Raw genomic sequence first — 22,496 nt, 5'->3', positions numbered from 1 at the left:
ATGAAAAGTAGCCGAATTGGTTATTTCCATGCTAATTGATTTGGCCCATATTTTTTGACTTCTTGCAAAGAACGATAAAGACGGTCGAGCACAATTTCAGGGGTATCCGATTCTTTAAATGCAGAGGTTGCACCACTGAGAGTCATGGTAATGTGTTTATCTCTGAACTTAAATGGTAAACGAGCAACGTTGCGCTGTATTTGCTGGATAAGTTGATGGCATTCATTATCGTCGCGCTCTGGTAGCAGAAGAATAAACTCCTCACCTGAAAAACGTGCCAATGTGTCTGTTTTATTTAGTTCTTTATGAATCGTTCTGGCGATGATTTTTAACGCTTTATCACCGGCTAAATAACCAAAACTTTCATTGATCGCTTTAAATTTATCAATATCGAGCACAGCGACACGTAAATGGTGTTGAGAACGAATCCAGCGGCGGTATTCCAGTTCCAGGTGATCATTAAATGCGGTTCGGTTGTACACTTTAGTTAGTGGATCTTGCAGTAAGCGTTGCGCTTGATCTTCTAAGCGACGTCGATAATCTTGAGTTAGTTCAAACAAGGCTTCCGTTTGATTTTTGCTGTAATGCATCCGTTCAATTAATGCTTGCTCTCGTTGTTGAGCTTGATCGAGACGTTCTGATAATGATGTGATTTCTCCGAATAAGCTATTCAATGCTGCTGTTGTCGTGGGCGATTCCAGTTTGTTTAATTCATGCTGTCCACGAGTAACTAACTGGTTTAATTCTTGATTGATTTCTTGCCGGTGAACGTAGTTCTCGGTGCTTTGCTGTAAATTTTGTCCGGCACTTTTTAGGTTTTTGATTAATGCAGTATTCACTTGCTGTAAAAATTTTTCAGAGCTTTTTCGTTCGTATTGAGTACCGTCAATAACCAGCCTTAATACTTGTAAGGCGAGTTCTAACAAAGTGTCGCTATTAACACCAAGCAGTAATTTGGTTCGAATATCAGCCAGTAAATCGCCTGATTCTCCCTCAAAGTCCAGTTCGGTGATTAAATTTTGTAACTCACTGTTTAATTGAGTGAGTAAGGCATGCTCGCTCGTCGAGGGAAATGTTTGACTCAGTGTATGTGAGTTATGAGTCAAAATTTTCACTACCCGTTCATAAAGTCTCAGTAGGTGAATGGCTTGTGTCGTTTGAGCTGCTGGTTGAGCATGGGATTGGTTAAAGAGTTCTCGAAGATCACGTTTTATTTTTACTGGTATCCCGGGAATTTGCAGTAAAATATTACGGCTATGCTTGATCTGTGCATCCAGATTGTCAGTCTGTTGTTCCGTTGCTAACGAGTTCGGTTTCAACATGTGCTCCAGTACGGCTAAAGGAGAGAGAATGAAAACCTGCATTTATTGTTGTATGGCCAAGCGTTATCACGTTACGCAGCTTGATAAGCATAACGTCATGGCCTTTAGAGTAGACAGTGGAGGTAAACTCATCTCTTTTCATTCTACTTTCAAAGCGAAACGCATTTATCTAGCGTGATAACGACTGCCCAAGTTGACTGGATACTGGATATCTCTAGAACACCCATCAACAACACATGAATGAGGTTGTAACCCTGATCCTATTTACTTATTTGTCGATAATAACAAATAATTATCTCGCGTCACCTAGCTTTGCTGATTAACCGTACACTATTTATTCATCTTTTAGGAGTTTTTTGATGTCCTCCTCATTCTTACAAGATGAGTGAACTTTTATTAACCCCTGATTAATCGCTAACTGACAACATTTACGGATATGATTGGAGGCAAAGCTTGCGGCTGGCGCATTATCAATAGCTTTAAAATAGACCCAATGGCTGTTTTTATCTCTTAAGCTCAATCCGCGTGCGACACTCGTCGCCATGAGTAAGATGTCTAATAGTTCTTTATCATTAATGGCGGTATATGATCGTGGCAAGAATGGATAGTCTGCAATGCCAACCCGAATGGTTCGGTTGAGGGGTTGATCGGGCTGGAACTGTTCAATCCAAGTTTGAATTTTATCAAATAACATTTCAGGTGGTTGTGCGCGATCACTATTGGCTTCTATATATAATAAGTTGGCATCAGAAAAATGGTATAGACGAGAAGGATCGGTTAAGTGGGTCTTCAAAAAAGCGCCTAGTGCATGTTCCATTTCGACACCACGACTGTAGCCATATTGCAGGTACATGTTACGTAGCAAGGGAAGATCGATCATGACGAAACGCAGTCGATCATTGAGCGGTTCATGGATCAATTCACCAATATGCCACTGTTCATAATTATGACTGCTGCGTTGTAATGACGAAAGAAGTTGAGTATTGAGCATTCTTAAATTGGGTAATCGTGAACGAGAGTGAGTAAATAAGTTGTTGTTGAGTTCATCAATCTCATCCTGTTGTCGTTGGATGACATAACCTCGGCGCATCAAAAATAAAAACAAAATGATACAGATGATAAACAGTGAAAAGGCAATTTTTTGAAATTTGCTGTATTCCTGCTGAGTTTCCAATAAGGCCTTTTCTTGGCCAACTAGATGCAACGCCTGTTCAGCAAATTCTTTTTGTTGCCGGAAGGCATCTTCGCTAATTTGATTGAGTTTATTTTGACGAATTTGCGCAATAGAATTACTACGCTTGATATTGTCTAATGCTTGGGCGTATTGTCCTTTTTGTTCATAGCCTAATGACAGCAGTCGATAAGCTTGCTCCTGTGTGGTTAAGTCACTTAAAGATTCGGCTACATTGAGTGCCTGTTGAGCATAGTGAATGACGCGTTGGCTATTTTGTTGCGAATAGGCGAGGCCAGCATTGAGCAGAGCAGCTTGACCTTGTAGTTTTGGCATCGGGTGGGTTTGTAATAGATCTTGTGCTAAGAACAAATATTGTTCTGCTAAGGGATAGTTATATAACTGTAAATAAGTAGCGGCTAAGTTTAACCTTACCTCAATCACGTTGGTGATATTGATGTCACTACTTTCATGATCAATCGCATTAAAATAATGCACGAGCGCTAAATTGTATTTACCTTGTTGATAATACACATCACCCATCCGTTTTAGTACCGCAGCTAAAACGGGAGATTTCTCATAATTACCATAAAATTCTGCAGCTTGAGAAAGATGAATCAATGTTTTATCAAAAACTCTTCGTTCATAAAAAAGTTGTGCGAGTAAGGTGTTAGCTTTGGCCAGTTGAGCGCTGGCATCAATTTCAATCGCTTTCCAATAGGCAATCAGCAACTCGGATAGTGCTAGATTATATCGTTCATGCCTAAGATAATGTTCCCCCACGACGATATGATAATCAATCATCGGTTTTTGAGCAGATAACGACTCAATATAAGGTTTTACTTCAAGAAATAAACGGTTCGCTAATTGGACATCGTTGGCTTGTGATGCAATTTCCGCCCTTAGCATGGTGGTTTGATAATCGATCTCTTTAGTTAAGCGGCTACTCTCCTTGAGCGATTCATATCGGGCGATAATGTCTCGCAATTGGGCTCGAGCTGCACTGGCATTGCCATCGAAACGCCACTGTAAACGAACCGTTAATATATCAACACTTAATTCGAGATAAGGTAATTGGTATTGAATCGCGAGCTGTTTGGCATTCTCTAACCATTCAAAAGCGGCTTCTCTATGACCAAGACGAAATTCAGCGTTCGCCAGTATTTTTATTGCCTCAATGCTGCTTCCTGGCGTTCGAATGCGACTGTCGGTTTCATCTCTGCTGATACTGGCGGGATTTTTTTCTGCTTTATCGGCTAATTTTCGCTGTTGAAGATAGTCTTGTGCGAGCGCCTTAGCTTGTATCGGGGAAATGTCAATTAAGCTATAGGCTTCATTTAGCATAGGAGAAGAATAAACGGCTGCGTAAGCCCAGCTAGGTAGACAAAGCAGTAACGTCACCAAACCACGATATATCCAGCGGAAAGATTGCATCCTAAACCGATTCCTTTTATTGGCGAGCCATACGTAAATTATGCGTTGGGGCGGCATGATGGGTAGAGCGGAACGGATTAATGTCCAGACCGCCTCGGCGAGTATATCGAGCTAGAACGGTGAGTTGTTCAGGATGACAGTACCGACAAATATCGGTAAAAATCCGTTCAACGCATTGTTCATGAAACTCATTGTGTTCGCGGAATGAGACGATATAGCGCAGTAAAGCCTCCCGGTGTATCTGTGGCCCTCGATAAGTAATTTCGATACTTCCCCAATCGGGTTGATTGGTAATTAAGCAGTTAGATTTGAGTAAATGACTATGTAGCGTTTCTTCGACAACCTCAGAACTGACCGCATGGCATAATGTATCCGGGTTAAATTGATAATCGGTAATGATTATATCTTGCTCATCAATGCATTCTCCTTGCATGGTTGCAATGGGTTGATGTGTATAGTGAGCGAGAGGGTAAAGTTGTACGCTAACAGTCTCTCCTGCGCATTGAGACAGATCCTGACTTAAACATTCCTGTACCGCTTGCCAAGACGAAAATTGGGTTTGATTTAAGCTATTGAGGTAAAGCTTGAAGGATTTAGACTCAATTAAATTGATACTGGTGGCAGGAATCATCACTTCACCAATAGCGACTTGAGGCAGCCCTTTGTTATTGAGCCATGAAAGCTCATACAGTGTCCAGATATCACACCCAGTGAATGGTAATGACTCACCAAGTTTGAGTTGTTCTCGATTTAAACGACGAGGCACCGGTTGCAGTAAATGGGGATCATACCGATGGGTATAATCGGTTTTTTTGCCTAGCGTCAGTCCTGCTAGCTCTTTTGCTTCAGAATATTTGCTCATCATTTATCGTCAATTCGATTAGAATATGAGGAATTTTACGCAATATGACCGCTGGTGTCACTGGCTGTCTGTGCTTTGCAATGGAGAACCGCATGACTAATTTAGTCACCCGAGCCTTATTATCTTTTACACAGCGTTACTCTAACGCCTACTTTCAGCGCTATCAAACTTTACCTTGTAGCCATGACCTCGTGGGGTTAGCTTCCGTGTGTATTCAAGAGCAAGAGGACGATAAGGTTTATTGGCAAGCACAGCAACGAAATAGTATCGCGTCTCTCGCTTCGGTGGAACAAGGGATGGAGTTAACCCTTCATCCTGACATTGATCCTTTTTATGGCACACAATATTGTGCGGATATGCCAGCTTTGTGGCGAGATCAAGCATTAACACTAGTACAAGTCTGGAATGAAGATGATTATGTCAGGCTACAAGAAAATATACTTGGTCATCTTGTCATGCAACGACGCCTTAAACAAAAACCAACCGTTTTTATCGCGACAACCGATGATGATATGACGGTAATTTCCATTTGTAACTTAACCGGGAACGTCATTCGAGAAACGTTAGGTCGTAAGCATAGAGAGGTGCTTTGTATGGATGTGGTGGACTTTTTAAATCAACTTAAACCCGCGGTGTAACTTTTATGGCTTATGTAGTAGAGCTAGAATTTGAATGCTTTGATAATACGACTATCAGTGCGGTCGATAAAGCGGTTAATGGGTTAATGGAAGCATTGCGTTTCAATGGCCAAGTACTTGGTCGTGAATTTCCATTAGTACTCGGTGAAGGGGAGTTTTTCCTTCGAGCGGTGTGTCCTGAACAAGACAGTTTGCATCCTAAATACCATTCAGATTTTGTTAAAGTCTCTCTAGAACGTTTGTCTGAGGCATGTTTACTTGCTCCGAAAGTCCGCTTATTAGGAAGGGATATTAATTCAGAGCAAGCTGCGGATTCCGTATCACCTAGTTGGCAAGTGCTTTATACCACGTATCTGCATACTTGTTCTCCATTGCGTAGCGGTGAAACATTATTACCTATTCCTTTATATCGCCATCCAGCGACATTTAACGGCGATCATAAAGCGGTCATAAAATGGCAAACCGAGTGGCAGGCATGTGATGAAATTCAAATGGCTGGTGGTTGTAAAGCGGAACACGCTGCATTGGATGAGCTGTGTGAAATACAGAGTGACTTATTTCGTCGTGGCTGGGATTTGCGAGGAAGAATTGAGTATTTAACCAAAATTCCGACCTATTATTACCAATATCGAGTCGGAGGGACGAGTTTAGCGGCTGAAAAAGCCCGTCCTTGCCCTAAATGTGGTGGTATGTGGTTACTTAAAGAACCCTTGCATGACATTTTCCATTTTAAGTGCGATCAATGTCGTATCGTGTCGAATATTTCGTGGGATTATCTGAAAAACTAAAACAGGTTAGTTGCCTCATTCATTAAATGAGGCGAGATAAAAAGGAAATAATCGCTACTTGACGTTGCAGTGATATCGGTTGCGTTCGGTTGGCCAAACTATATTGTGTCGGGCTTGACGACATTGTGTCTGGCTTCACTTAGTTACCGTCGGCCTGCAACGCCAAGTTGTTCGGGTTTATCTTATTACTGTTTTTTGAGGCGTCGTTGAGTTTACCAGCCTTTTACTGAACCACCATGGAAGATGGTTGACGCTGCGTTTGCGACTTCATCGGTTTGGTATGCCTTGAGGAAGTTCTGTACATTTTCAGCGTTGACGTTATCTTGCCGTGCAACTAGCAAGTTGACATAAGGTGACTCTTTGTCTTCGACAAAAATCCCATCTTTTTCGGGAGTCAAGTTGATAGAGCTGGCGTAAGTGGTATTGATAATGGCCAATGTTACATCATCCAGTGCGCGAGGCAGTTGTGCCGCATCAAGTTCCATAATGCGCACACCTTGGGGATTTTCGATGATGTCACGGACCGTGGCCAATAGACCAACGTTCTCACGTAGCGTGATTAACCCCTGCTGTTCAAGTAACAGGAGTGATCGGCCAAGATTGGTTGGGTCATTCGGTACCGCAATACGGGCTCCTTGTTCTATTTCATCGATGCTTTTGATCTGTTTTGAATAGCCAGCGATAGGATAGACAAAAGTATTACCAACAATGGCCAATTTATAGCCACGGTCAGCGATTTGTTTGTCGAGGTAAGGTTTGTGCTGGAATGCATTGATATCAATTGAACCATCATCTAATGCCGCATTAGGGGTAACGTAGTCTGTGAAGGTAACCAGTTCGACATTCAGGTTATATTTTTCTTTGGCAATGTTGGCGGCAACCTCTGCAACTTGAGCTTCGGCACCGGCAATGACCCCAACTTTGACGCTATTGACATCGACATTTTTTTCACCACAGCCAGACAAAACCAGCGCTGATGCAGCTACTGTAGCAGCCAATAGCCCTTTTAAGTTCAACTTCATATCTATTCTCCTTGTTATAAAACGATATTTTACTTATTTGTGATCAACGCGGCGCACGAGAAAATCACCGATGGATTGAATGATTTGTACTAAAACGATCAGCATAACCACCGTCACGGCCATAATCGTGACATCATAACGGTGGAACCCGTAACGGATTGCCACATCGCCTAAACCGCCACCGCCAACCGTACCAGCCATAGCGGAATAGCTGACCAGGGTAACTAAGGTAATGGTCACTGAATTTAAGATCGTTGGCATCGCTTCAGGTAGAAGTACTTTACGGATAATCTGCATTGGTGTTGCCCCCATCGCTTGGGCTGCTTCAACCAAACCGCTGGGCACTTCGATAAGAGCGCCTTCAATCAAACGCGCAACAAAAGGGATTGCGCCGATGGTTAAAGGGACGATCGCCGCAGTCGTGCCAATAAAGGTTCCGACTAATAGTTTCGTCACCGGGATAATCGCAACCATTAAGACTAAAAATGGTACCGAGCGGCCAATGTTGACGATAGCACCTAATATTTTGTTGAGTCGTATATTTTCTAATAACCCTCCTTTTTTAGTGAGGTGCAAAACGACGCCAAGTGGAATGCCGATAGCAAAGCCAATTAAGCCAGCAACGGCGACCATATATATGGTTTGCCAGGTTGCCGTTAACAGTAAGTCGCTGTTTAAGCTCAGCCACGCACTAATGGCATTCAGCCAGTCTACAATAATATTAAAGGACATAACCGAGCACCTCGACTTTTACGTTGTTGTCTCTGAGATATTGAATTGCGGCGCTATCATTTTGTTCGTCACCAAAGATTTCTGCCACCATCATGCCAAATTTTACCCCGCCAGCGTAGTCAAGATCGGAGCTGAGGATGCTTACATCGATATTAAACTTGCGAGAAATCTGTGACATCAGGGGAGCATCGACGGTTGAGCCAGTAAATTCGAGACGAACCAAAGGGTAACTGCCCGTGACTCGTTGTGGTTGTAAACGCGCTTGGTAATCGTCTGGAATAGACAGATCCAATGTCGAACGAATAAACTGATGCGCTAAGGTGGTTTTGGGGTAAGCAAAAATATCACCGACACTACCTTTTTCTACTAATTGTCCATCGCCGATGATGGCGACCTCGTGACAAATGTTTTTAACTACATCCATTTCATGGGTAATCAGCAAAATCGTAATATTTAATTGTCGGTTGATCTCTTTTAGAAGCTCAAGAATGGATTGCGTTGTTGCCGGATCAAGCGCACTGGTTGCTTCATCACAAAGTAAAACTTTAGGATCAGACGCTAAAGCGCGCGCAATTGCAACGCGTTGCTTTTGCCCACCACTTAAATTGGCTGGATAAGTATCTCGCTTTTCTGCTAAGTCTACTAAGGTCAATAATTCTGTCACTTTACGAGCAATATGTGTCGAGGGATGACCGGCTAACTCAAGGGGTAGCGCGATATTTTCAAACACCGTTCGGGAAGAAAGCAGGTTAAAGTGCTGAAAAATCATCCCAATATTGCGCCTTGCTTGGCTGAGCTGTTTGTTGTTCAGTGTCGTTAAATCGACACCATCGACAATGACACTACCACTGGTTGGTTTTTCCAACATATTGACGCAACGTATCAAGGTGCTTTTGCCTGCGCCTGATGAGCCGATAACACCAAAGATAGTGCCTTGTGCAATATGGAGATTAATGTCTACCAAGGCGTGAATTTCTTGATTACCTTGATAGAACACTTTATTTACTTGATTAATTTGAATCATAAAACCATGCCGCGTTCTTTCACTCTTGTCGATTGATGCTATGAGTTCTGTGATTTTAAGTCAATAGATATTTTTACGTCTAGACGGCTAAAACTTTTTTATGCTGTTAAGTATCGAACAAGAGGGGCTTGATTTTACTGGTAGACTTTCAACCTAGCATATTGGTGCTAGTTGAGTATAATTCTTGGAAAATCGTCACTAGAGAGTAATGTTTTGGCTAAACCCGCTGTGTTTTTAGACCGTGATGGGGTGATTAACCTCGATACGGGGTATGTGCATGATGAGCACGATTTCCATTTTATTGATGGTGTTTTTGATGCGACTCAACAATTGAAAGAGATGGGCTATCTATTAGTGCTGGTGACTAATCAGTCTGGGATCGCTCGAGGTCTCTTCAGTGAAGATCGCTTCTTATCCCTCACTCAGTGGATGGATTGGAACTTTGTTGATAATGGGGTTGAATTTGATGGTGTCTACTACTGTCCACATCATGCTGAACAGGGGATTGGAGACTATAAGCAAGATTGCGACTGCCGTAAACCAAAGCCGGGCATGTTTTTTTCAGCGCGTGATTTTTTGAAAATTGATATGGCGAGGTCGGTGATGGTGGGTGATAAAGTCGAAGACATGATGGCCGCAGAGGCTGCTGGGGTAGGACAGAAAATTTTAGTGCGCACCGGTAAACCGATTACTTCACAAGGTGAAACTTTAGCCAATGCGGTTCTCGATAGCATTGCGAATGTACCCGCCTATCTTCGCTCTTTATCTTCGGCTATCTGAACGCTATGAGTAAAAAACTGACGATCCTTGATATAGCAAAACTCTCCGGTGTCGGAAAATCGACCGTATCGCGAGTTCTCACCAATGATCCGAAAGTGAGGCCAGAGACGCGCGCGCGGGTTGAGCAAGTGATCGCTGAATCTGGCTATGTGCCGTCAAAATCGGCCCAATCTATGCGTGGTGGAAGCCAAAAAGTGGTTGGCGTTATTATTTCTCGTCTTGATTCGCCGTCTGAGAACCGTGCGGTCAGTCGTATGTTGCAAGTGCTTTATCAGCATGGCTATGATGTGGTCATTATGGAAAGCCAGTTTGACAGACAAAAAACGTTAGCTCACCTGCAAGTGTTGGCAAAGCGTAATGTTGATGGGGTAATTGTTTTTGGCTTTACTGATATCGATTTATCGACATTAGCGAGTTGGAATAAACGCGCTGTGCTTGTTGCAATGGACTGTGAATTTGTTTCTTCTATCAATTACGATAACCAAGGTATTATTAATCAAGCGTTGAGTTATCTCCAACAAAAAAATCTATCGCAAATCGCCTTTATTGGCGTTAATCCTCGAGATAAAACCACGGGGTTAATGCGTCTACAGGCTTATCTCGACTGGTGTGAGGCGAACGGCAAGTTGCCTAATTATCAAACCGGTGAGCTAGATCATGAAAGTGCCTATCAATTGGTCGACCACGTTTTATATCAAGACACTCAGGCGATTGTCTGTGCCAGTGATACCTTGGCATTAGGTGTTATCAAGCGCTTACAAGAGCGGCAACGTGATGATATTGCTGTGACTGGTGTTGGTGGTAATGAGCTTCTTTCTTTTCTCTTTCCGAATGTATATAGCGTTGATCCTGGCTACCATCAGGCAGGTGAAAAAGCGGCTAACTTACTGATTCATCAGTTATCAAACGATAGCACTGAGTGCGTTCATATCACACAACGACCAGCATCCACCTTGTGAGTAGCGCTCCCATTTCTTCTCTTTGACGTTTCGTTTTCGAATGATGGACTTTTTATGCATTGTAGCCATTTTTTTTCAATATGGCTTTTGTGTTTATTGGTGCTATCTAGGTTGCGTCAGGAAGCGGTTCTTGAGATAAACCCCGAACCATTTGTGATCCATTTCAATTTATGGGACTGTTCCCATTTTATCTTAATATCGAATATGTCAGTATCTGACCATTCGAATGGGATTGTTCCCATTAAAATATCAACTATGATAAATGAAAAACAAATGGGGTGGATGGGATATGGCTAAGATAGCGAAACAAGACGTCACTCGTCTGATTGAGCTGATTGGTGGCAACGAAAATATTGCGAGTGTCAGTCACTGCTTAACACGTTTACGGTTTGTACTGAATGATACCGCGAAGGCTGATAGTAAACAGATTGAAACGCTAAGTATGGTGAAGGGGTGTTTTACCAATGCTGGGCAGTTTCAGGTCGTGATTGGTACTGAAGTCGATCAAGTTTATAAAATTTTATTATCGTTAACGGGGAAATCAGAAACATCGAAAGATGATGCGAAACTCGCCGCTCGGCAGAATATGAATGTGCTTGAGAGAGGAATATCTCATTTAGCTGAAATTTTTGTCCCACTATTGCCAGCGATCATTACCGGGGGGCTTATTCTGGGCTTTCGTAATGTGATTGGTGACATTAAAATGTTTGACGGTCAAACCTTGACCGAGATTAGCCAGTTTTGGGCGAGTGTGCATGCCTTTTTATGGTTGATTGGCGAAGCCATCTTTTTCTTCCTTCCTGTTGGGGTGTGCTGGTCAACGGTAAAAAAACTGGGTGGGACACCGATCCTCGGGATCACGCTTGGGGTGACTTTGGTTTCCCCCCAATTGATGAATGCTTACTTAATCGGCACGCAGGTGCCAGAGGTGTGGGACTTTGGTTGGTTTGCGATTGAGAAAGTTGGCTATCAAGCTCAGGTCATTCCGGCTATTTTAGCTGGTGTTGTGCTCGCGTTTATTGAAACGAATTTAAAACGCATTATTCCTTCTTATCTCTATCTTGTGGTGGTTCCTTTCCTTTCTATTATTCTGGCTGTGATTTTAGCCCATGCCTTTATTGGCCCATTTGGACGTGTGATTGGTGACGGGGTGGCTTACGCGGCTAAAGCAGCGATGACGGGTGATTTTGCGGTACTTGGTTCCATGGTTTTTGGCTTTTTGTATGCGCCATTAGTGATCACCGGTATTCACCACACCACCAATGCCGTAGATTTACAACTGATGCAAGATCTCGGCGGGACACCCATTTGGCCGCTAATTGCGTTGTCAAATATTGCGCAAGCATCTGCTGTGATGGGAATCATCATCATTAGTAAAAAACAGGGTGAGCGAGATATTTCTATCCCCGCGGCTATTTCAGCTTATCTGGGCGTTACAGAGCCAGCAATGTACGGGATTAACCTAAAATATAAGTTTCCTATGCTGAGTGCGATGATCGGCAGTGCATTAGCGGCGGCAATTTGTGGCAGCGCTGGTGTCATGGCAAATGGTATTGGTGTGGGAGGGCTTCCAGGAATTCTTTCTATCCAGCCACAATACTGGGTTACCTATCTGCTGGCGATGTTGGTTGCCATTGTTGTGCCTGTAGTGTTGACCTTACTGATGTATAAACGTGCGCAATTAAAAGATGATTTAGCACCAGCAAGCGAGTAATTCTATTTTAGAGTGGTCGATTACCACTCTTTTTTCTCCATTTTTAGTCAGTGAGTAGAGAGCAGATGAGAGCAGTTAATAGCGATAATGAATGGTGGAAAACGGCCACGATTTATCAAATTTATCCGAAAAGTTTTTGTGATAGTGGTGCAAAAGGAACGGGCGATCTACAAGGGATTATTAGCAAGTTAGATTACTTAAAGCTGTTGGGGATCGATGCGATTTGGCTTACCCCCATTTATCCTTCACCGATGATTGATAATGGATATGATATTGCCGACTATTATGGCATTAATCCAGACTTTGGTTCGATGGCAGATTTTGAACAACTGCTCAATGAAGCCCATCAGCGCGATATTCGTATCATTATGGATATTGTGGTTAACCATACGTCAACCAAACACGCTTGGTTTCAGTCGGCTATTGGTGATAAAGCAAGCCCTTACCGAGATTATTATATTTGGCATCCCCCTGTTAATGGTCAGGTTCCCAATAATTGGCAATCGAAGTTTGGTGGCAGTGCTTGGGCTTTGGATGAAAAAACACATGAGTATTATCTACATCTTTTTGCTCCAGAACAGGCGGATTTAAATTGGGAAAACCCTCAAGTACGTCAAGAAGTTAAAGATATTATTCATTTCTGGGCTCAAAAAGGCGTTGATGGCTTTCGGCTTGATGTCATTAATCTCATTTCTAAACAGCAAGATTTCCCTAATGATGAACAAGGAGATGGTCGACGATTTTATACCGATGGCCCAAAAGTTCATGACTATTTGCAAGAAATCAGCCGTGATGTCTTTCAACGCTATGGTAGTGTAACGGTCGGCGAGATGTCATCGACCACGTTAGAGCATTGTCAGCAATATTCAGCATTAGATGGTAAAGAGCTTTCGATGGTATTTAATTTCCACCATTTAAAAGTGGACTACCCAAATGGTGAAAAATGGGCCAAAGCGCCATTTGATTTTTTGCAATTGAAGCAGATTTTTAACCACTGGCAAACTGGGCTTAATGGCCAAGGCTGGGGAGCTTTATTCTGGTGTAATCACGATCAACCTAGAGTGGTGAGTCGTTTAGGCGATGATCAGCAGTATCGTGTTGAATCGGCAAAAATGTTAGCGGCATCCATTCATATGATGCAGGGAACTCCCTATGTTTATCAAGGGGAGGAATTGGGCATGACGAATCCTGGTTATACTTCCATTGAGCAGTATCGCGATGTGGAAAGCACCAATATGTATGACATTATGGTTAATCAGAAAGGTGTCAATAAAGAGGACATGTTGGCTATTTTAGCCGATAAGTCACGCGATAACTCACGAACACCGATGCAATGGAATAGCGCTGTATATGCTGGGTTTAGTCAGGCGACACCGTGGTTATCCGTGGCTGAAAACTATCAGCAGATCAATGCAGAGCAAGCCTTAGCGGATAACAGTTCTGTCTTTTATTTTTACCAACGTTTAATTCAATTGCGTAAAAAGGTTCCCGTGATCACACAGGGAGATTATCTTGATTTGTTGCCGGATCATCCAGCCATTTTTGCTTATCAAAGACGGGATGATAAACAGACTCTATTTTGCCTCAATAACTTTTATAGTGGAGAGGAGGAGTGTGTTTTACCTGAATGGGTGCAATTAGAGAATGCGCGTTATTTATTGGGAAATTACCGGTTACCAACAGATCAACCAGTGCACGCTCATCAAATACTGCGTCCTTATGAAACACGAATTATTTTGGTTGAGCATTAAATAGGGTCTGTTGACCGATCTACGGCGTTATTGGCTTCAAGGCGGAATCGGCTTGAAGCCTTTTTATTTGTGAGTGAGAAGTCATTCACTGATTGATTGGAGGGTAATAAAAAAGCCCACTCAATGAGTGGGCTTTCTCTAATATGGTGGAGGGGGACGGATTCGAACCATCGAAGGCGGAGCCGGCAGATTTACAGTCTGCTCCCTTTAGCCACTCGGGAACCCCTCCAAGGGGTTTTAACGGGCAGTCATACTACCACGTACTTAACTGAGGTTTTCCCAACACATCAATCAAGGGTTTCTCTAATGAGAGAATATGGTGGAGGGGGACGGATTCGAACCATCGAAGGCGGAGCCGGCAGATTTACAGTCTGCTCCCTTTAGCCACTCGGGAACCCCTCCAGGGGTTTTTAACGGGCAGTCATACTACCGCGTACTTAACTGAGGTTTTCCCAACACATCAATCAAGGGTTTCTCTAATGAGAGAGTATGGTGGAGGGGGACGGATTCGAACCATCGAAGGCGGAGCCGGCAGATTTACAGTCTGCTCCCTTTAGCCACTCGGGAACCCCTCCAGGGGTTTTTAACGGGCAGTCATACTACCACGTACTTAACTGAGGTTTTCCCAACACATCAATCAAGGGTTTCTCTAATGAGAGAATATGGTGGAGGGGGACGGATTCGAACCATCGAAGGCGGAGCCGGCAGATTTACAGTCTGCTCCCTTTAGCCACTCGGGAACCCCTCCAGGGGTTTTNGAAGGCGGAGCCGGCAGATTTACAGTCTGCTCCCTTTAGCCACTCGGGAACCCCTCCAGGGGTTTTTAACGGGCAGTCATACTACCACGTACTTAACTGAGGTTTTCCCAACACATCAATCAAGGGTTTCTCTAATGAGAGAATATGGTGGAGGGGGACGGATTCGAACCATCGAAGGCGGAGCCGGCAGATTTACAGTCTGCTCCCTTTAGCCACTCGGGAACCCCTCCAGGGGTTTTAACGGATAGTCATTGACCATCACGTAAGTTAATCGACGTTTTCCCAACGCATCAATTAGCTGCGGAGCGCATATTATCAAACTCGCTCTTACTGTAAACCCTTTTTTTATGATTTTGAACTGAATGCTGGCTTTTTGGGCAGAAGTTATTAACTACGCTACGATTATGCGGGTAAAATGACAGCTATCCATATGATTTTCTCTGAGATCTTTACGTTACTTGACGTTTATTTACAAGATAACCAGTTACAATAAAGCAAGTTTCTTATTGTTTGACCTTAACCATGAAAAAATTATCATTTCTTGTTCGTTACCTATACACGTTCTTGGCTATTTTTATTTTCTTTCCCTTGGCGGCAAAGGAAGTTAAAAGTGTCCCTGTGGTCATTGAAAGCGTACAGATGCACCAAGTGTCACAGCATTTATCTCTGGTGGGCAAACTCCAAGCCGAACAATCGGTTGATATTGCTTCTGAAGTTTCAGGAAGAGTGGATTTTATCGCTGTAGCAACCAATCAAATCGTTAAAAAAGATCAACTTTTGGTCAAGTTAAATGACCATAAAGCTCAAGCAGCATTAGCGGAAGCACAGGCTTATTTGGTTGATGAACAACGTAAGTTGGCTGAATTTGAACGTTTGGTTAAACGCAGTGCCATTACTCAAACGGAACTAGATGCTCAAAAGGCCAGTGTCGATATTGCTCAAGCAAGGCTAGATGCAGCCAAGGCAAAATTGGCAGATTTACATATTACCGCGCCTTTTGATGGTACGATTGGATTTGTTGATTTTAGCCGTGGTCAGTTGGTCAATGTCGGTAGTGAATTACTGACATTAGATAATTTATCGCTGATGCGCTTGGATCTTTCGATTCCAGAGCGTTATTTGTCTAGTTTGTCACTTGGTATGTCGGTATCAGGTCAAACGTCGGCTTGGCCTGATCAAACCTTTCACGGTACTTTGATTGCGATCAATTCACGCATTAATCAAGACACCCTCAATTTACCGGTTAGAGTTCACTTTGATAATAAAGAGGGAAAGCTAAAACCGGGAATGTTGCTTTCGGCTCGGATCGATTTTCCCGCCATCAGCGCTCCGATTATTCCAGTACAGGCTTTGGAGTATTCCGGCACGAAACGTTATGTATACGTCCTTGGTGACGATCAACGAGTCATCCGAACCGAGGTATTCTTAGGGGCGCGGATCGAAAATCAAGTCGTGATAGAAAAAGGGTTATCGATTGGGCAGCGTATTGTTGTGCAAGGTATTGTCAATATGCGCGATGGATTATCTGTTACCGAGGTGACCCAAGAGGGGTATCCTGTGGTAAGGGGTGAGCAATAATGTTGTTATCAGATTTTTCGGTTAAGCGACCTGTTGCTGCGTTAGTCCTGAGCTTGTTGCTGTGCGTATTCGGTTTTGTTTCTTTTTCTAAATTGGCGGTTCGAGAAATGCCAGATATTGAAAATCCTGTGGTTTCAATATCAACGCGGTATAGCGGGGCTTCGGCTACCATTATCGAAAGTCAGATCACTTCAATTCTGGAAGACCAATTAGCCGGAATTAGTGGTATTGATGAAATCAGTTCTATAACCCGTAATGGTATGTCACGGATTACCGTCACTTTTGATTTAGGCTACGATTTAAATACAGGCGTCAGTGATATTCGTGATGCGGTCGCCAGAGCGCAACGTTCTTTACCAGAAGAAGCGGATGACCCACTGGTATTTAAAAATAATGGTTCTGGTCAGGCTTCGGTCTACATCAATTTAAGTTCTTCTACGATGGATCGAACTCAGCTTACCGATTATATCGAGCGTGTATTGGTTGATCGCTTTAGTTTGATCAGCGGTGTCAGCTCAGTGGATGTTTCTGGTGGGCTCTATAAAGTGATGTATGTACGTCTTAAGCCTGAACAAATGGCTGGGCGAGGTATCACGACCACTGATATTTCTAATGCTTTACGGCGAGAAAATATAGAAAGCCCCGGTGGGCAAGTTCGAAATGATTCGACGGTGATGTCGGTACGTACCGCGAGAAGTTATCAAACACCGGAAGACTTTCAATATTTAGTCATCAAACAAGCCAGCGATCGTTCCCCGATTTATTTACAAGACGTTGCGGATGTTTTTATTGGTGCAGAAAACGAAAATTCGACCTTTAAAAGTGATGGCGTGGTAAATGTGAGCATGGGAGTAGTGCCACAATCGGATGCTAACCCACTTGATGTTGCACAGCGTGTTCACAAAGAAGTGGATCGTATTCAACAATTTTTACCCGATGGAACGCGGCTCGCCATTGACTATGACTCGACCGTTTTTATTGAACGTTCAATTGATGAAGTGTACAGCACTTTATTCATTACTGGTGGATTAGTAGTGTTGGTACTGTATATCTTTATTGGACAAGCCAGAGCAACTTTGATCCCCGCCGTTACTGTACCGGTATCTCTGATTTCATCCTTTATTGCTGCGTATTATTTTGGCTTTTCCATTAATCTCATTACCTTAATGGCTTTGATTTTATCAATTGGGTTAGTGGTCGATGATGCGATTGTGGTGATGGAAAATATTTACCACCATATTGAACAAGGCGAAAAACCGCTACTGGCAGCCTATAAAGGGACTCGAGAAGTTGGATTCGCGGTGGTGGCCACGACCTTAGTATTAGTTATGGTTTTTTTACCCATCTCATTTATGGATGGTATGGTGGGGTTATTGTTTACTGAGTTTTCTGTTTTGCTCTCAATGGCGGTTATTTTTTCATCATTAATCGCATTGACATTAACGCCAGTCTTAAGCAGTAAGATCTTAAAAAGTGGTACAAAACCAGCGCGTTTCACTTTGTTGGTCGATCGTTTGTTTAGTCGGTTAGAGTCGGGGTATCGCTTTGCTCTGAAAGGTGCACTTCGTTGGAAATGGGTGGCACCTATCGTTATTCTCGCGTGTGTCAGTGGGAGCTATGCCTTAAATAATATGGTTCCGGCACAGTTGACCCCTTCAGAAGATAGAGGGGTTATTTTTGCTTTTGTCCGTGGTGCAGACGCAACCAGTTATAATCGAATGGCAGCCAATATGGATCTGGTCGAGTCGCGTTTATTGCCTTTACTAGGGCAAGGTTTCTTGAAGTCATTTAGTATCCAATCGCCCGCTTTTGGTGGCAATGCTGGGGATCAAACCGGCTTAGTGATCATGATCTTAGATGATTGGAATGAAAGAGAGATAACCGCACAACAAGCGCTTGGGCAAATTCGGCAAGCGTTAGACGGTATCCCGGATGTGCGTGTATTTCCATTTATGCCCGGTTTTCGTGGAGGGTCGAGTGAACCCGTTCAATTTGTGTTAGGCGGCGCAGATTATACTGAGTTACAAAAATGGGCAGAGCAGTTGCAGCAAGAAGCAACCAACTCCGGCATGATGACTGGAGTCGACAGTAATTATTCGGAAAAAACGCCTGAATTAGTGGTGTCGGTTGATCGACAACGAGCTGCACAGTTGGGCATTAGCGTGCAAGAATTATCCGAAACATTGGAAGTGATGTTAGGAGGGAAAAAAGTCACCACATTTGTTGAGCGGGGTGAAGAGTATGATGTCTACTTACGTGGCGATGAAAATAGCTTTAATAATGTCGCCGATCTTAGCCAAATTTATATGAGAACCTCATCTGGAGATTTAGTCACGCTTGACACGATCACTCAGATTGAAGAGGTTGCATCACCCATTCGGCTTTCCCATTATAATAAGCAAAAAGCAATCACCATTACGGCTAACTTAGTCGAAGGGTATACGTTAGGCCAAGCTTTGGACTTTCTAGATCAAAAAGCGATAAAGCTATTGCCCAGTGATATTACCGTTAGTTATTCAGGCGAATCGAAAGATTTTAAAGAGAATCAATCGAGTGTTGTGGTGGTTTTTGCATTAGCACTGCTTGTTGCCTATCTGGTATTGGCTGCCCAGTTTGAAAGTTTTATCAATCCTCTGGTGGTGATGTTTACCGTACCAATGGGCGTGTTTGGTGGTTTCATCGGATTGTTTGTCATGGAGCAGGGGCTGAATATCTATAGTCAGATTGGCATGATTATGCTGATTGGTATGGTGACCAAAAACGGCATTCTCATCGTTGAGTTTGCCAACCAACTGCGAGATCGTGGTTATGAATTCGAACAGGCTATTATTGATGCGTCTGCACGCCGTTTAAGGCCAATTTTGATGACCGCATTCACCACCTTAGCTGGTTCTGTTCCACTGATTCTTTCCACGGGGGCTGGGTATGAAAGTCGAGTATCGGTGGGGACGGTGATTTTCTTCGGTATGGGGTTTGCTTCGTTTGTGACCCTGTTTGTGGTGCCCGCCATGTATCGGCTACTGTCTCAAGCGACTCGTTCTCCTGGTTATGTAGAATCTGAACTTAACAAAGCGTTAAGCCATGATGTGAAAGGTAGAGCGAGCCATTAATGGCTGATAATGATAAATCTTGAGCCGACCATGTTCGTCGGCTTAAGATCTGCTAGAGGGCTTCGAATTAAGGTTGGTAAGTCACTTTATAGCGAGTGGGTTTATGATTCATTGCCAATACAATATTAAGAATCAATGCCCCAAAAATCGAAAGCAGGATCGTAATCGGTGAGACAAGCAATAATGAGCTGGCCAAAATGATCCCATCAATGGCCATTTGTGTTTTACCGACAGAAATAGCATATCGATCTTGAATATATAGGCAAAGCACATTAAACCCGCCCAGGCTTGCACGGTGGCGGAAAAGAATCAGCATACCCAAGCCCATCAGCAAACCTCCTGCCAAAGCACAATAAAAGGGATTTACAGTGTTGAGTGAAATAAATAGCGATAAGTGATCGGCGAAGAGAGAGACCAAAGCACCACATATCACACTATTTAAAGCAAATCGACGGCCAAAACGACGCCAAGCCAACAGATAAAATGGGCTATTGGCGATAAAGTAAAGAACGCCGAATGACCAAGGTAGCAAATGGGTCAAGAGCAATGCGAGCCCGGCGGTTCCTCCAGTAAGCAGCTCTCCAGCTTGAAGAAAAAAAACGCCTTGAGCGACTAAAAAGGTGCCAGTTAACATCGCGATAATATCTTCTTTATGGGTATGTTTTTCCATATTGACCAATATGTTCCCTATTTTTTCAGTTTGAGTATAGTGGCTGGTGGTCTTTCCTTGTCCGACTTGAACGAGGACGATGATCAGCCAAAATGTATAAATAAGTCGTAGTCGGTTGGTGAGAAGGGAAATCGACTTATTCGGTCTATTTAGACCAGTAATCCGGTATACTAATGAAAACTCATTATTTTCGGTAGCAAGCGGAACAAAATTAAGGTACACCTATGTCACTGGCGCTTTACAGCGTGTAAAGCGTAAAATTGACACTTCGACAAGTGGTGCGCTTTTCCCAAGCGATAAGATGAAAAAACTTGTCCGTCATTATGAAAAAACTGCATGATATTTTGTGTGATTTGGGCTTTATGCTAAAGAACAAATTAGGTAGAATACGCCCCATTAGGGTGACGAAAACGTTTGCGTTTGGGTCATTGTGTGGTTTTTAGCTAATTTCAGATAAATCTGAGTCAGGAGATACAGATGCTTAAGCGTGATATGAATATCGCTGATTACGATGCGGAGCTATTCGCAGCAATTCAAGAAGAAACCCTTCGCCAAGAAGAACACATCGAGCTTATTGCTTCAGAAAACTACACTAGCCCACGGGTTATGGAAGCGCAAGGTTCTCAATTAACCAACAAATACGCAGAAGGTTACCCCGGTAAACGCTATTATGGTGGCTGTGAATACGTTGATAAAGCAGAAGCATTAGCGATTGATCGCGCTTGTCAGCTATTTGGCTGTGAATATGCGAACGTTCAGCCGCACTCAGGTTCACAGGCAAACAGTGCCGTGTATATGGCACTGCTTAACCCAGGCGACACGGTTCTGGGGATGAGTTTAGCGCACGGTGGTCATTTAACTCACGGCTCCCCGGTAAACTTCTCTGGCAAGCTTTACAACATTATTCCTTATGGCATTGATGAGAGCGGTCAGATTAACTATGACGAAATGGAAGCCCTTGCGATTGAGCATAAACCTAAAATGATCATTGGTGGTTTCTCTGCTTACTCACAAATCGTTGATTGGAAACGGATGCGTGAAATTGCGGATAAAATTGATGCGTATTTATTTGTCGACATGGCTCACATTGCTGGTTTGGTGGCTGCAGGGGTTTATCCAACACCAGTACCCTATGCACATGTTGTCACCACAACAACGCACAAAACGTTAGCGGGGCCGCGCGGTGGTTTGATTTTGTCAAACGCAGGCGAAGAGTTGTATAAAAAACTCAACTCAGCGGTATTCCCTGGTGGTCAAGGTGGCCCTCTAATGCACGTAATCGCGGCTAAAGCGGTGGCATTTAAAGAAGCGATGGAGCCTGAATTTAAAGCTTATCAAACTCGTGTGGTACAAAATGCTAAAGCGATGGTGAGCCAGTTCCAAGCTCGTGGTTATAAAATTGTATCCAATGGTACTGAAAACCATCTATTTTTGGTCGATCTGATTGATAAAGATATTACCGGTAAAGATGCTGACGCTGCGCTAGGTGCCGCGAATATTACCGTCAATAAAAACTCGGTACCTAACGATCCTCGTAGCCCATTTGTTACGTCTGGTATCCGTGTTGGTAGCCCAGCGATTACTCGCCGTGGTTTTACGGAGCAAGATGCGAAAGATTTGGCGAACTGGATGTGTGATGTCTTAGATAACATCAACGATCCTGCCGTCATTGAAGCGACGAAACAGAAAGTCTTAGCGATTTGTAAGCGCTTACCTGTGTACGCATAACGGCTAGTGGTTTTATTGGAAAATAAGGCCCGCATTGGCGGGCCTTATTTATAGACGAATGAGTCAATCATTGGCGATACTATTTTGAAATGCTTAGCAAGGTGCCTGACTTGCATTGAAAAAGATAGTACTTACTACTTTCGCTAAATTTACCTAACCCTTCACCATCACAATAATCAATGTTGATATCTCGCATGGTGTTTAATGTCTTTTCACTTTGTAGAGCAAACTTAGAGCCATCGGCGCAGACAATACGTACTCGACCATCATCACTGACCGAATAGATATTCACTTCGGTATTACACAGCTCAAAAGAGGCTTCACGAAAATTATCTTGTTGGGTATTAGAGCTACACCCAGCAGTCACTGCTACGGCTAGTAAAGCAAGAAAGCCGACTTTATTCATTAGCATGATCCTTATTGTCTAGATAGCGATGTTCTGTTTGCCCAAGCTA

17 protein-coding genes and 5 tRNA genes are annotated in these 22,496 nt (G+C 43.2%); 9 read left to right on the top strand and 13 right to left on the bottom strand.

Annotated elements, in window-relative coordinates:
* Positions 1–20 precede the first annotated feature (20 nt).
* The 3 genes from CAG57_RS09970 to queF all read right to left on the bottom strand — a co-directional run bounded on the left by CAG57_RS09970 (position 21) and on the right by queF (position 4,789).
* Positions 21–1,364, bottom strand: a complete 1,344-nt coding sequence (locus CAG57_RS09970) for a GGDEF domain-containing protein (RefSeq protein WP_237666063.1) — start codon at positions 1,362–1,364, stop codon at positions 21–23.
* A 292-nt stretch (positions 1,365–1,656) separates the two neighbouring features.
* On the bottom strand, positions 1,657–3,927 hold the full coding sequence (locus tag CAG57_RS09965) for a tetratricopeptide repeat protein (protein WP_099612010.1): 2,271 nt from the start codon (positions 3,925–3,927) through the stop codon (positions 1,657–1,659).
* 16 nt (positions 3,928–3,943) lie between these two features.
* Entirely contained in the window at positions 3,944–4,789 is an 846-nt protein-coding gene (queF, locus tag CAG57_RS09960; protein ID WP_161428106.1) for an NADPH-dependent 7-cyano-7-deazaguanine reductase QueF, read from the bottom strand.
* Between the two features lie 92 nt (positions 4,790–4,881).
* Here queF and syd point away from each other — a divergent pair, with 92 nt between their 5' ends.
* Both syd and CAG57_RS09950 read left to right on the top strand, forming a co-directional pair.
* Entirely contained in the window at positions 4,882–5,427 is a 546-nt protein-coding gene (gene syd, locus CAG57_RS09955; protein ID WP_099612011.1) for a SecY-interacting protein, read from the top strand.
* A 5-nt stretch (positions 5,428–5,432) separates the two neighbouring features.
* Complete coding sequence (locus tag CAG57_RS09950) at positions 5,433–6,215, top strand: Zn-ribbon-containing protein (RefSeq protein WP_099612012.1); 783 nt, start codon at positions 5,433–5,435, stop codon at positions 6,213–6,215.
* A 212-nt stretch (positions 6,216–6,427) separates the two neighbouring features.
* Here CAG57_RS09950 and CAG57_RS09945 read toward each other — a convergent pair whose 3' ends face one another.
* From CAG57_RS09945 to metN, 3 genes are read right to left on the bottom strand one after another with little or no spacing between them, the layout of a single operon-like run.
* Positions 6,428–7,237: a MetQ/NlpA family lipoprotein gene (locus tag CAG57_RS09945; protein ID WP_161428099.1), complete on the bottom strand. Its 810-nt coding sequence runs from the start codon at positions 7,235–7,237 to the stop codon at positions 6,428–6,430.
* Between the two features lie 33 nt (positions 7,238–7,270).
* Positions 7,271–7,969, bottom strand: a complete 699-nt coding sequence (locus CAG57_RS09940; RefSeq protein WP_161428100.1) for a methionine ABC transporter permease — start codon at positions 7,967–7,969, stop codon at positions 7,271–7,273.
* A complete protein-coding gene (metN, locus tag CAG57_RS09935; protein WP_161428101.1) occupies positions 7,959–8,993 on the bottom strand; it encodes a methionine ABC transporter ATP-binding protein MetN in 1,035 nt (344 codons plus the stop codon). Before metN ends, CAG57_RS09940 begins: the two co-directional genes overlap by 11 nt.
* A 213-nt stretch (positions 8,994–9,206) precedes the next feature.
* Here metN and gmhB point away from each other — a divergent pair, with 213 nt between their 5' ends.
* From gmhB to treC, 4 genes are all read left to right on the top strand, one after another.
* The gene (gene gmhB / locus CAG57_RS09930) at positions 9,207–9,773 is read left to right on the top strand and encodes a D-glycero-beta-D-manno-heptose 1,7-bisphosphate 7-phosphatase (RefSeq protein WP_161428107.1); all 567 of its coding nucleotides are present in this window, start codon (positions 9,207–9,209) and stop codon (positions 9,771–9,773) included.
* A 5-nt stretch (positions 9,774–9,778) separates the two neighbouring features.
* Positions 9,779–10,732 carry a trehalose operon repressor TreR gene (treR, locus tag CAG57_RS09925; RefSeq protein WP_161428102.1) on the top strand — a complete coding sequence of 318 codons (954 nt, stop codon included), beginning with the start codon at positions 9,779–9,781 and terminating at the stop codon, positions 10,730–10,732.
* A 289-nt stretch (positions 10,733–11,021) separates the two neighbouring features.
* Positions 11,022–12,446: a PTS trehalose transporter subunit IIBC gene (gene treB / locus CAG57_RS09920; RefSeq protein WP_161428103.1), complete on the top strand. Its 1,425-nt coding sequence runs from the start codon at positions 11,022–11,024 to the stop codon at positions 12,444–12,446.
* A gap of 65 nt (positions 12,447–12,511) precedes the next feature.
* A complete protein-coding gene (treC, locus tag CAG57_RS09915; RefSeq protein WP_099612016.1) occupies positions 12,512–14,197 on the top strand; it encodes an alpha,alpha-phosphotrehalase in 1,686 nt (561 codons plus the stop codon).
* A gap of 144 nt (positions 14,198–14,341) precedes the next feature.
* Here treC and CAG57_RS09910 read toward each other — a convergent pair.
* The 5 genes from CAG57_RS09910 to CAG57_RS09890 form a co-directional block, all read right to left on the bottom strand.
* Positions 14,342–14,426 (bottom strand) — tRNA-Tyr (locus CAG57_RS09910).
* 88 nt (positions 14,427–14,514) lie between these two features.
* Positions 14,515–14,599: transfer RNA gene (locus CAG57_RS09905), tRNA-Tyr, on the bottom strand.
* Positions 14,600–14,687: 88 nt separating this feature from the next.
* A tRNA-Tyr gene (locus CAG57_RS09900) sits at positions 14,688–14,772 on the bottom strand.
* Between the two features lie 88 nt (positions 14,773–14,860).
* A tRNA-Tyr gene (locus tag CAG57_RS09895) sits at positions 14,861–14,945 on the bottom strand.
* Positions 14,946–15,100: 155 nt separating this feature from the next.
* Positions 15,101–15,185: transfer RNA gene (locus CAG57_RS09890), tRNA-Tyr, on the bottom strand.
* A 292-nt stretch (positions 15,186–15,477) separates the two neighbouring features.
* Here CAG57_RS09890 and CAG57_RS09885 point away from each other — a divergent pair.
* Both CAG57_RS09885 and vexH read left to right on the top strand, forming a co-directional pair.
* Positions 15,478–16,533: an efflux RND transporter periplasmic adaptor subunit gene (locus tag CAG57_RS09885; RefSeq protein ID WP_161428016.1), complete on the top strand. Its 1,056-nt coding sequence runs from the start codon at positions 15,478–15,480 to the stop codon at positions 16,531–16,533.
* Complete coding sequence (gene vexH / locus CAG57_RS09880; protein ID WP_161428015.1) at positions 16,533–19,643, top strand: vibriobactin export RND transporter permease subunit VexH; 3,111 nt, start codon at positions 16,533–16,535, stop codon at positions 19,641–19,643. Before CAG57_RS09885 ends, vexH begins: the two co-directional genes overlap by 1 nt.
* Before the next feature lie 67 nt (positions 19,644–19,710).
* Here vexH and CAG57_RS09875 read toward each other — a convergent pair whose 3' ends face one another.
* The gene (locus CAG57_RS09875; protein WP_099612065.1) at positions 19,711–20,313 is read right to left on the bottom strand and encodes a YitT family protein; all 603 of its coding nucleotides are present in this window, start codon (positions 20,311–20,313) and stop codon (positions 19,711–19,713) included.
* A 477-nt stretch (positions 20,314–20,790) separates the two neighbouring features.
* On the opposite strand from CAG57_RS09875, the gene glyA reads away from it, so the two are divergent.
* Positions 20,791–22,041, top strand: a complete 1,251-nt coding sequence (glyA, locus tag CAG57_RS09870; protein ID WP_161428014.1) for a serine hydroxymethyltransferase — start codon at positions 20,791–20,793, stop codon at positions 22,039–22,041.
* A gap of 79 nt (positions 22,042–22,120) precedes the next feature.
* On the opposite strand, the gene CAG57_RS09865 is transcribed toward glyA, so the two are convergent.
* Positions 22,121–22,447 carry a hypothetical protein gene (locus tag CAG57_RS09865; RefSeq protein WP_099612067.1) on the bottom strand — a complete coding sequence of 109 codons (327 nt, stop codon included), beginning with the start codon at positions 22,445–22,447 and terminating at the stop codon, positions 22,121–22,123.
* Positions 22,448–22,496: the final 49 nt, after the last annotated feature.

Source organism: Vibrio sp. V30_P3S12P165 (genome assembly GCF_009904905.1).
In the GTDB taxonomy this organism is placed as follows: domain Bacteria; phylum Pseudomonadota; class Gammaproteobacteria; order Enterobacterales; family Vibrionaceae; genus Vibrio; species Vibrio fujianensis.
The sequence above is the reverse complement of the archived record's forward strand: the minus strand, read 5'-3'. Positions and strand labels throughout refer to the sequence as shown.

Bases quoted from the DNA above. Each gene is read 5' to 3' on its own strand.
- metN (WP_161428101.1), bottom strand. From the start codon at position 8,993: ATGATTCAAATTAATCAAGTAAATAAAGTGTTCTATCAAGGTAATCAA.
- CAG57_RS09940 (WP_161428100.1), bottom strand. From the start codon at position 7,969: ATGTCCTTTAATATTATTGTAGACTGGCTGAATGCCATTAGTGCGTGG.
- queF (WP_161428106.1), bottom strand. From the start codon at position 4,789: ATGAGCAAATATTCTGAAGCAAAAGAGCTAGCAGGACTGACGCTAGGC.
- CAG57_RS09865 (WP_099612067.1), bottom strand. From the start codon at position 22,447: ATGAATAAAGTCGGCTTTCTTGCTTTACTAGCCGTAGCAGTGACTGCT.
- treR (WP_161428102.1), top strand. From the start codon at position 9,779: ATGAGTAAAAAACTGACGATCCTTGATATAGCAAAACTCTCCGGTGTC.
- treB (WP_161428103.1), top strand. From the start codon at position 11,022: ATGGCTAAGATAGCGAAACAAGACGTCACTCGTCTGATTGAGCTGATT.
- CAG57_RS09885 (WP_161428016.1), top strand. From the start codon at position 15,478: ATGAAAAAATTATCATTTCTTGTTCGTTACCTATACACGTTCTTGGCT.
- CAG57_RS09875 (WP_099612065.1), bottom strand. From the start codon at position 20,313: ATGGAAAAACATACCCATAAAGAAGATATTATCGCGATGTTAACTGGC.
- vexH (WP_161428015.1), top strand. From the start codon at position 16,533: ATGTTGTTATCAGATTTTTCGGTTAAGCGACCTGTTGCTGCGTTAGTC.
- glyA (WP_161428014.1), top strand. From the start codon at position 20,791: ATGCTTAAGCGTGATATGAATATCGCTGATTACGATGCGGAGCTATTC.
- treC (WP_099612016.1), top strand. From the start codon at position 12,512: ATGAGAGCAGTTAATAGCGATAATGAATGGTGGAAAACGGCCACGATT.
- CAG57_RS09970 (WP_237666063.1), bottom strand. From the start codon at position 1,364: ATGCAGGTTTTCATTCTCTCTCCTTTAGCCGTACTGGAGCACATGTTG.
- syd (WP_099612011.1), top strand. From the start codon at position 4,882: ATGACTAATTTAGTCACCCGAGCCTTATTATCTTTTACACAGCGTTAC.
- CAG57_RS09950 (WP_099612012.1), top strand. From the start codon at position 5,433: ATGGCTTATGTAGTAGAGCTAGAATTTGAATGCTTTGATAATACGACT.
- CAG57_RS09945 (WP_161428099.1), bottom strand. From the start codon at position 7,237: ATGAAGTTGAACTTAAAAGGGCTATTGGCTGCTACAGTAGCTGCATCA.
- CAG57_RS09965 (WP_099612010.1), bottom strand. From the start codon at position 3,927: ATGCAATCTTTCCGCTGGATATATCGTGGTTTGGTGACGTTACTGCTT.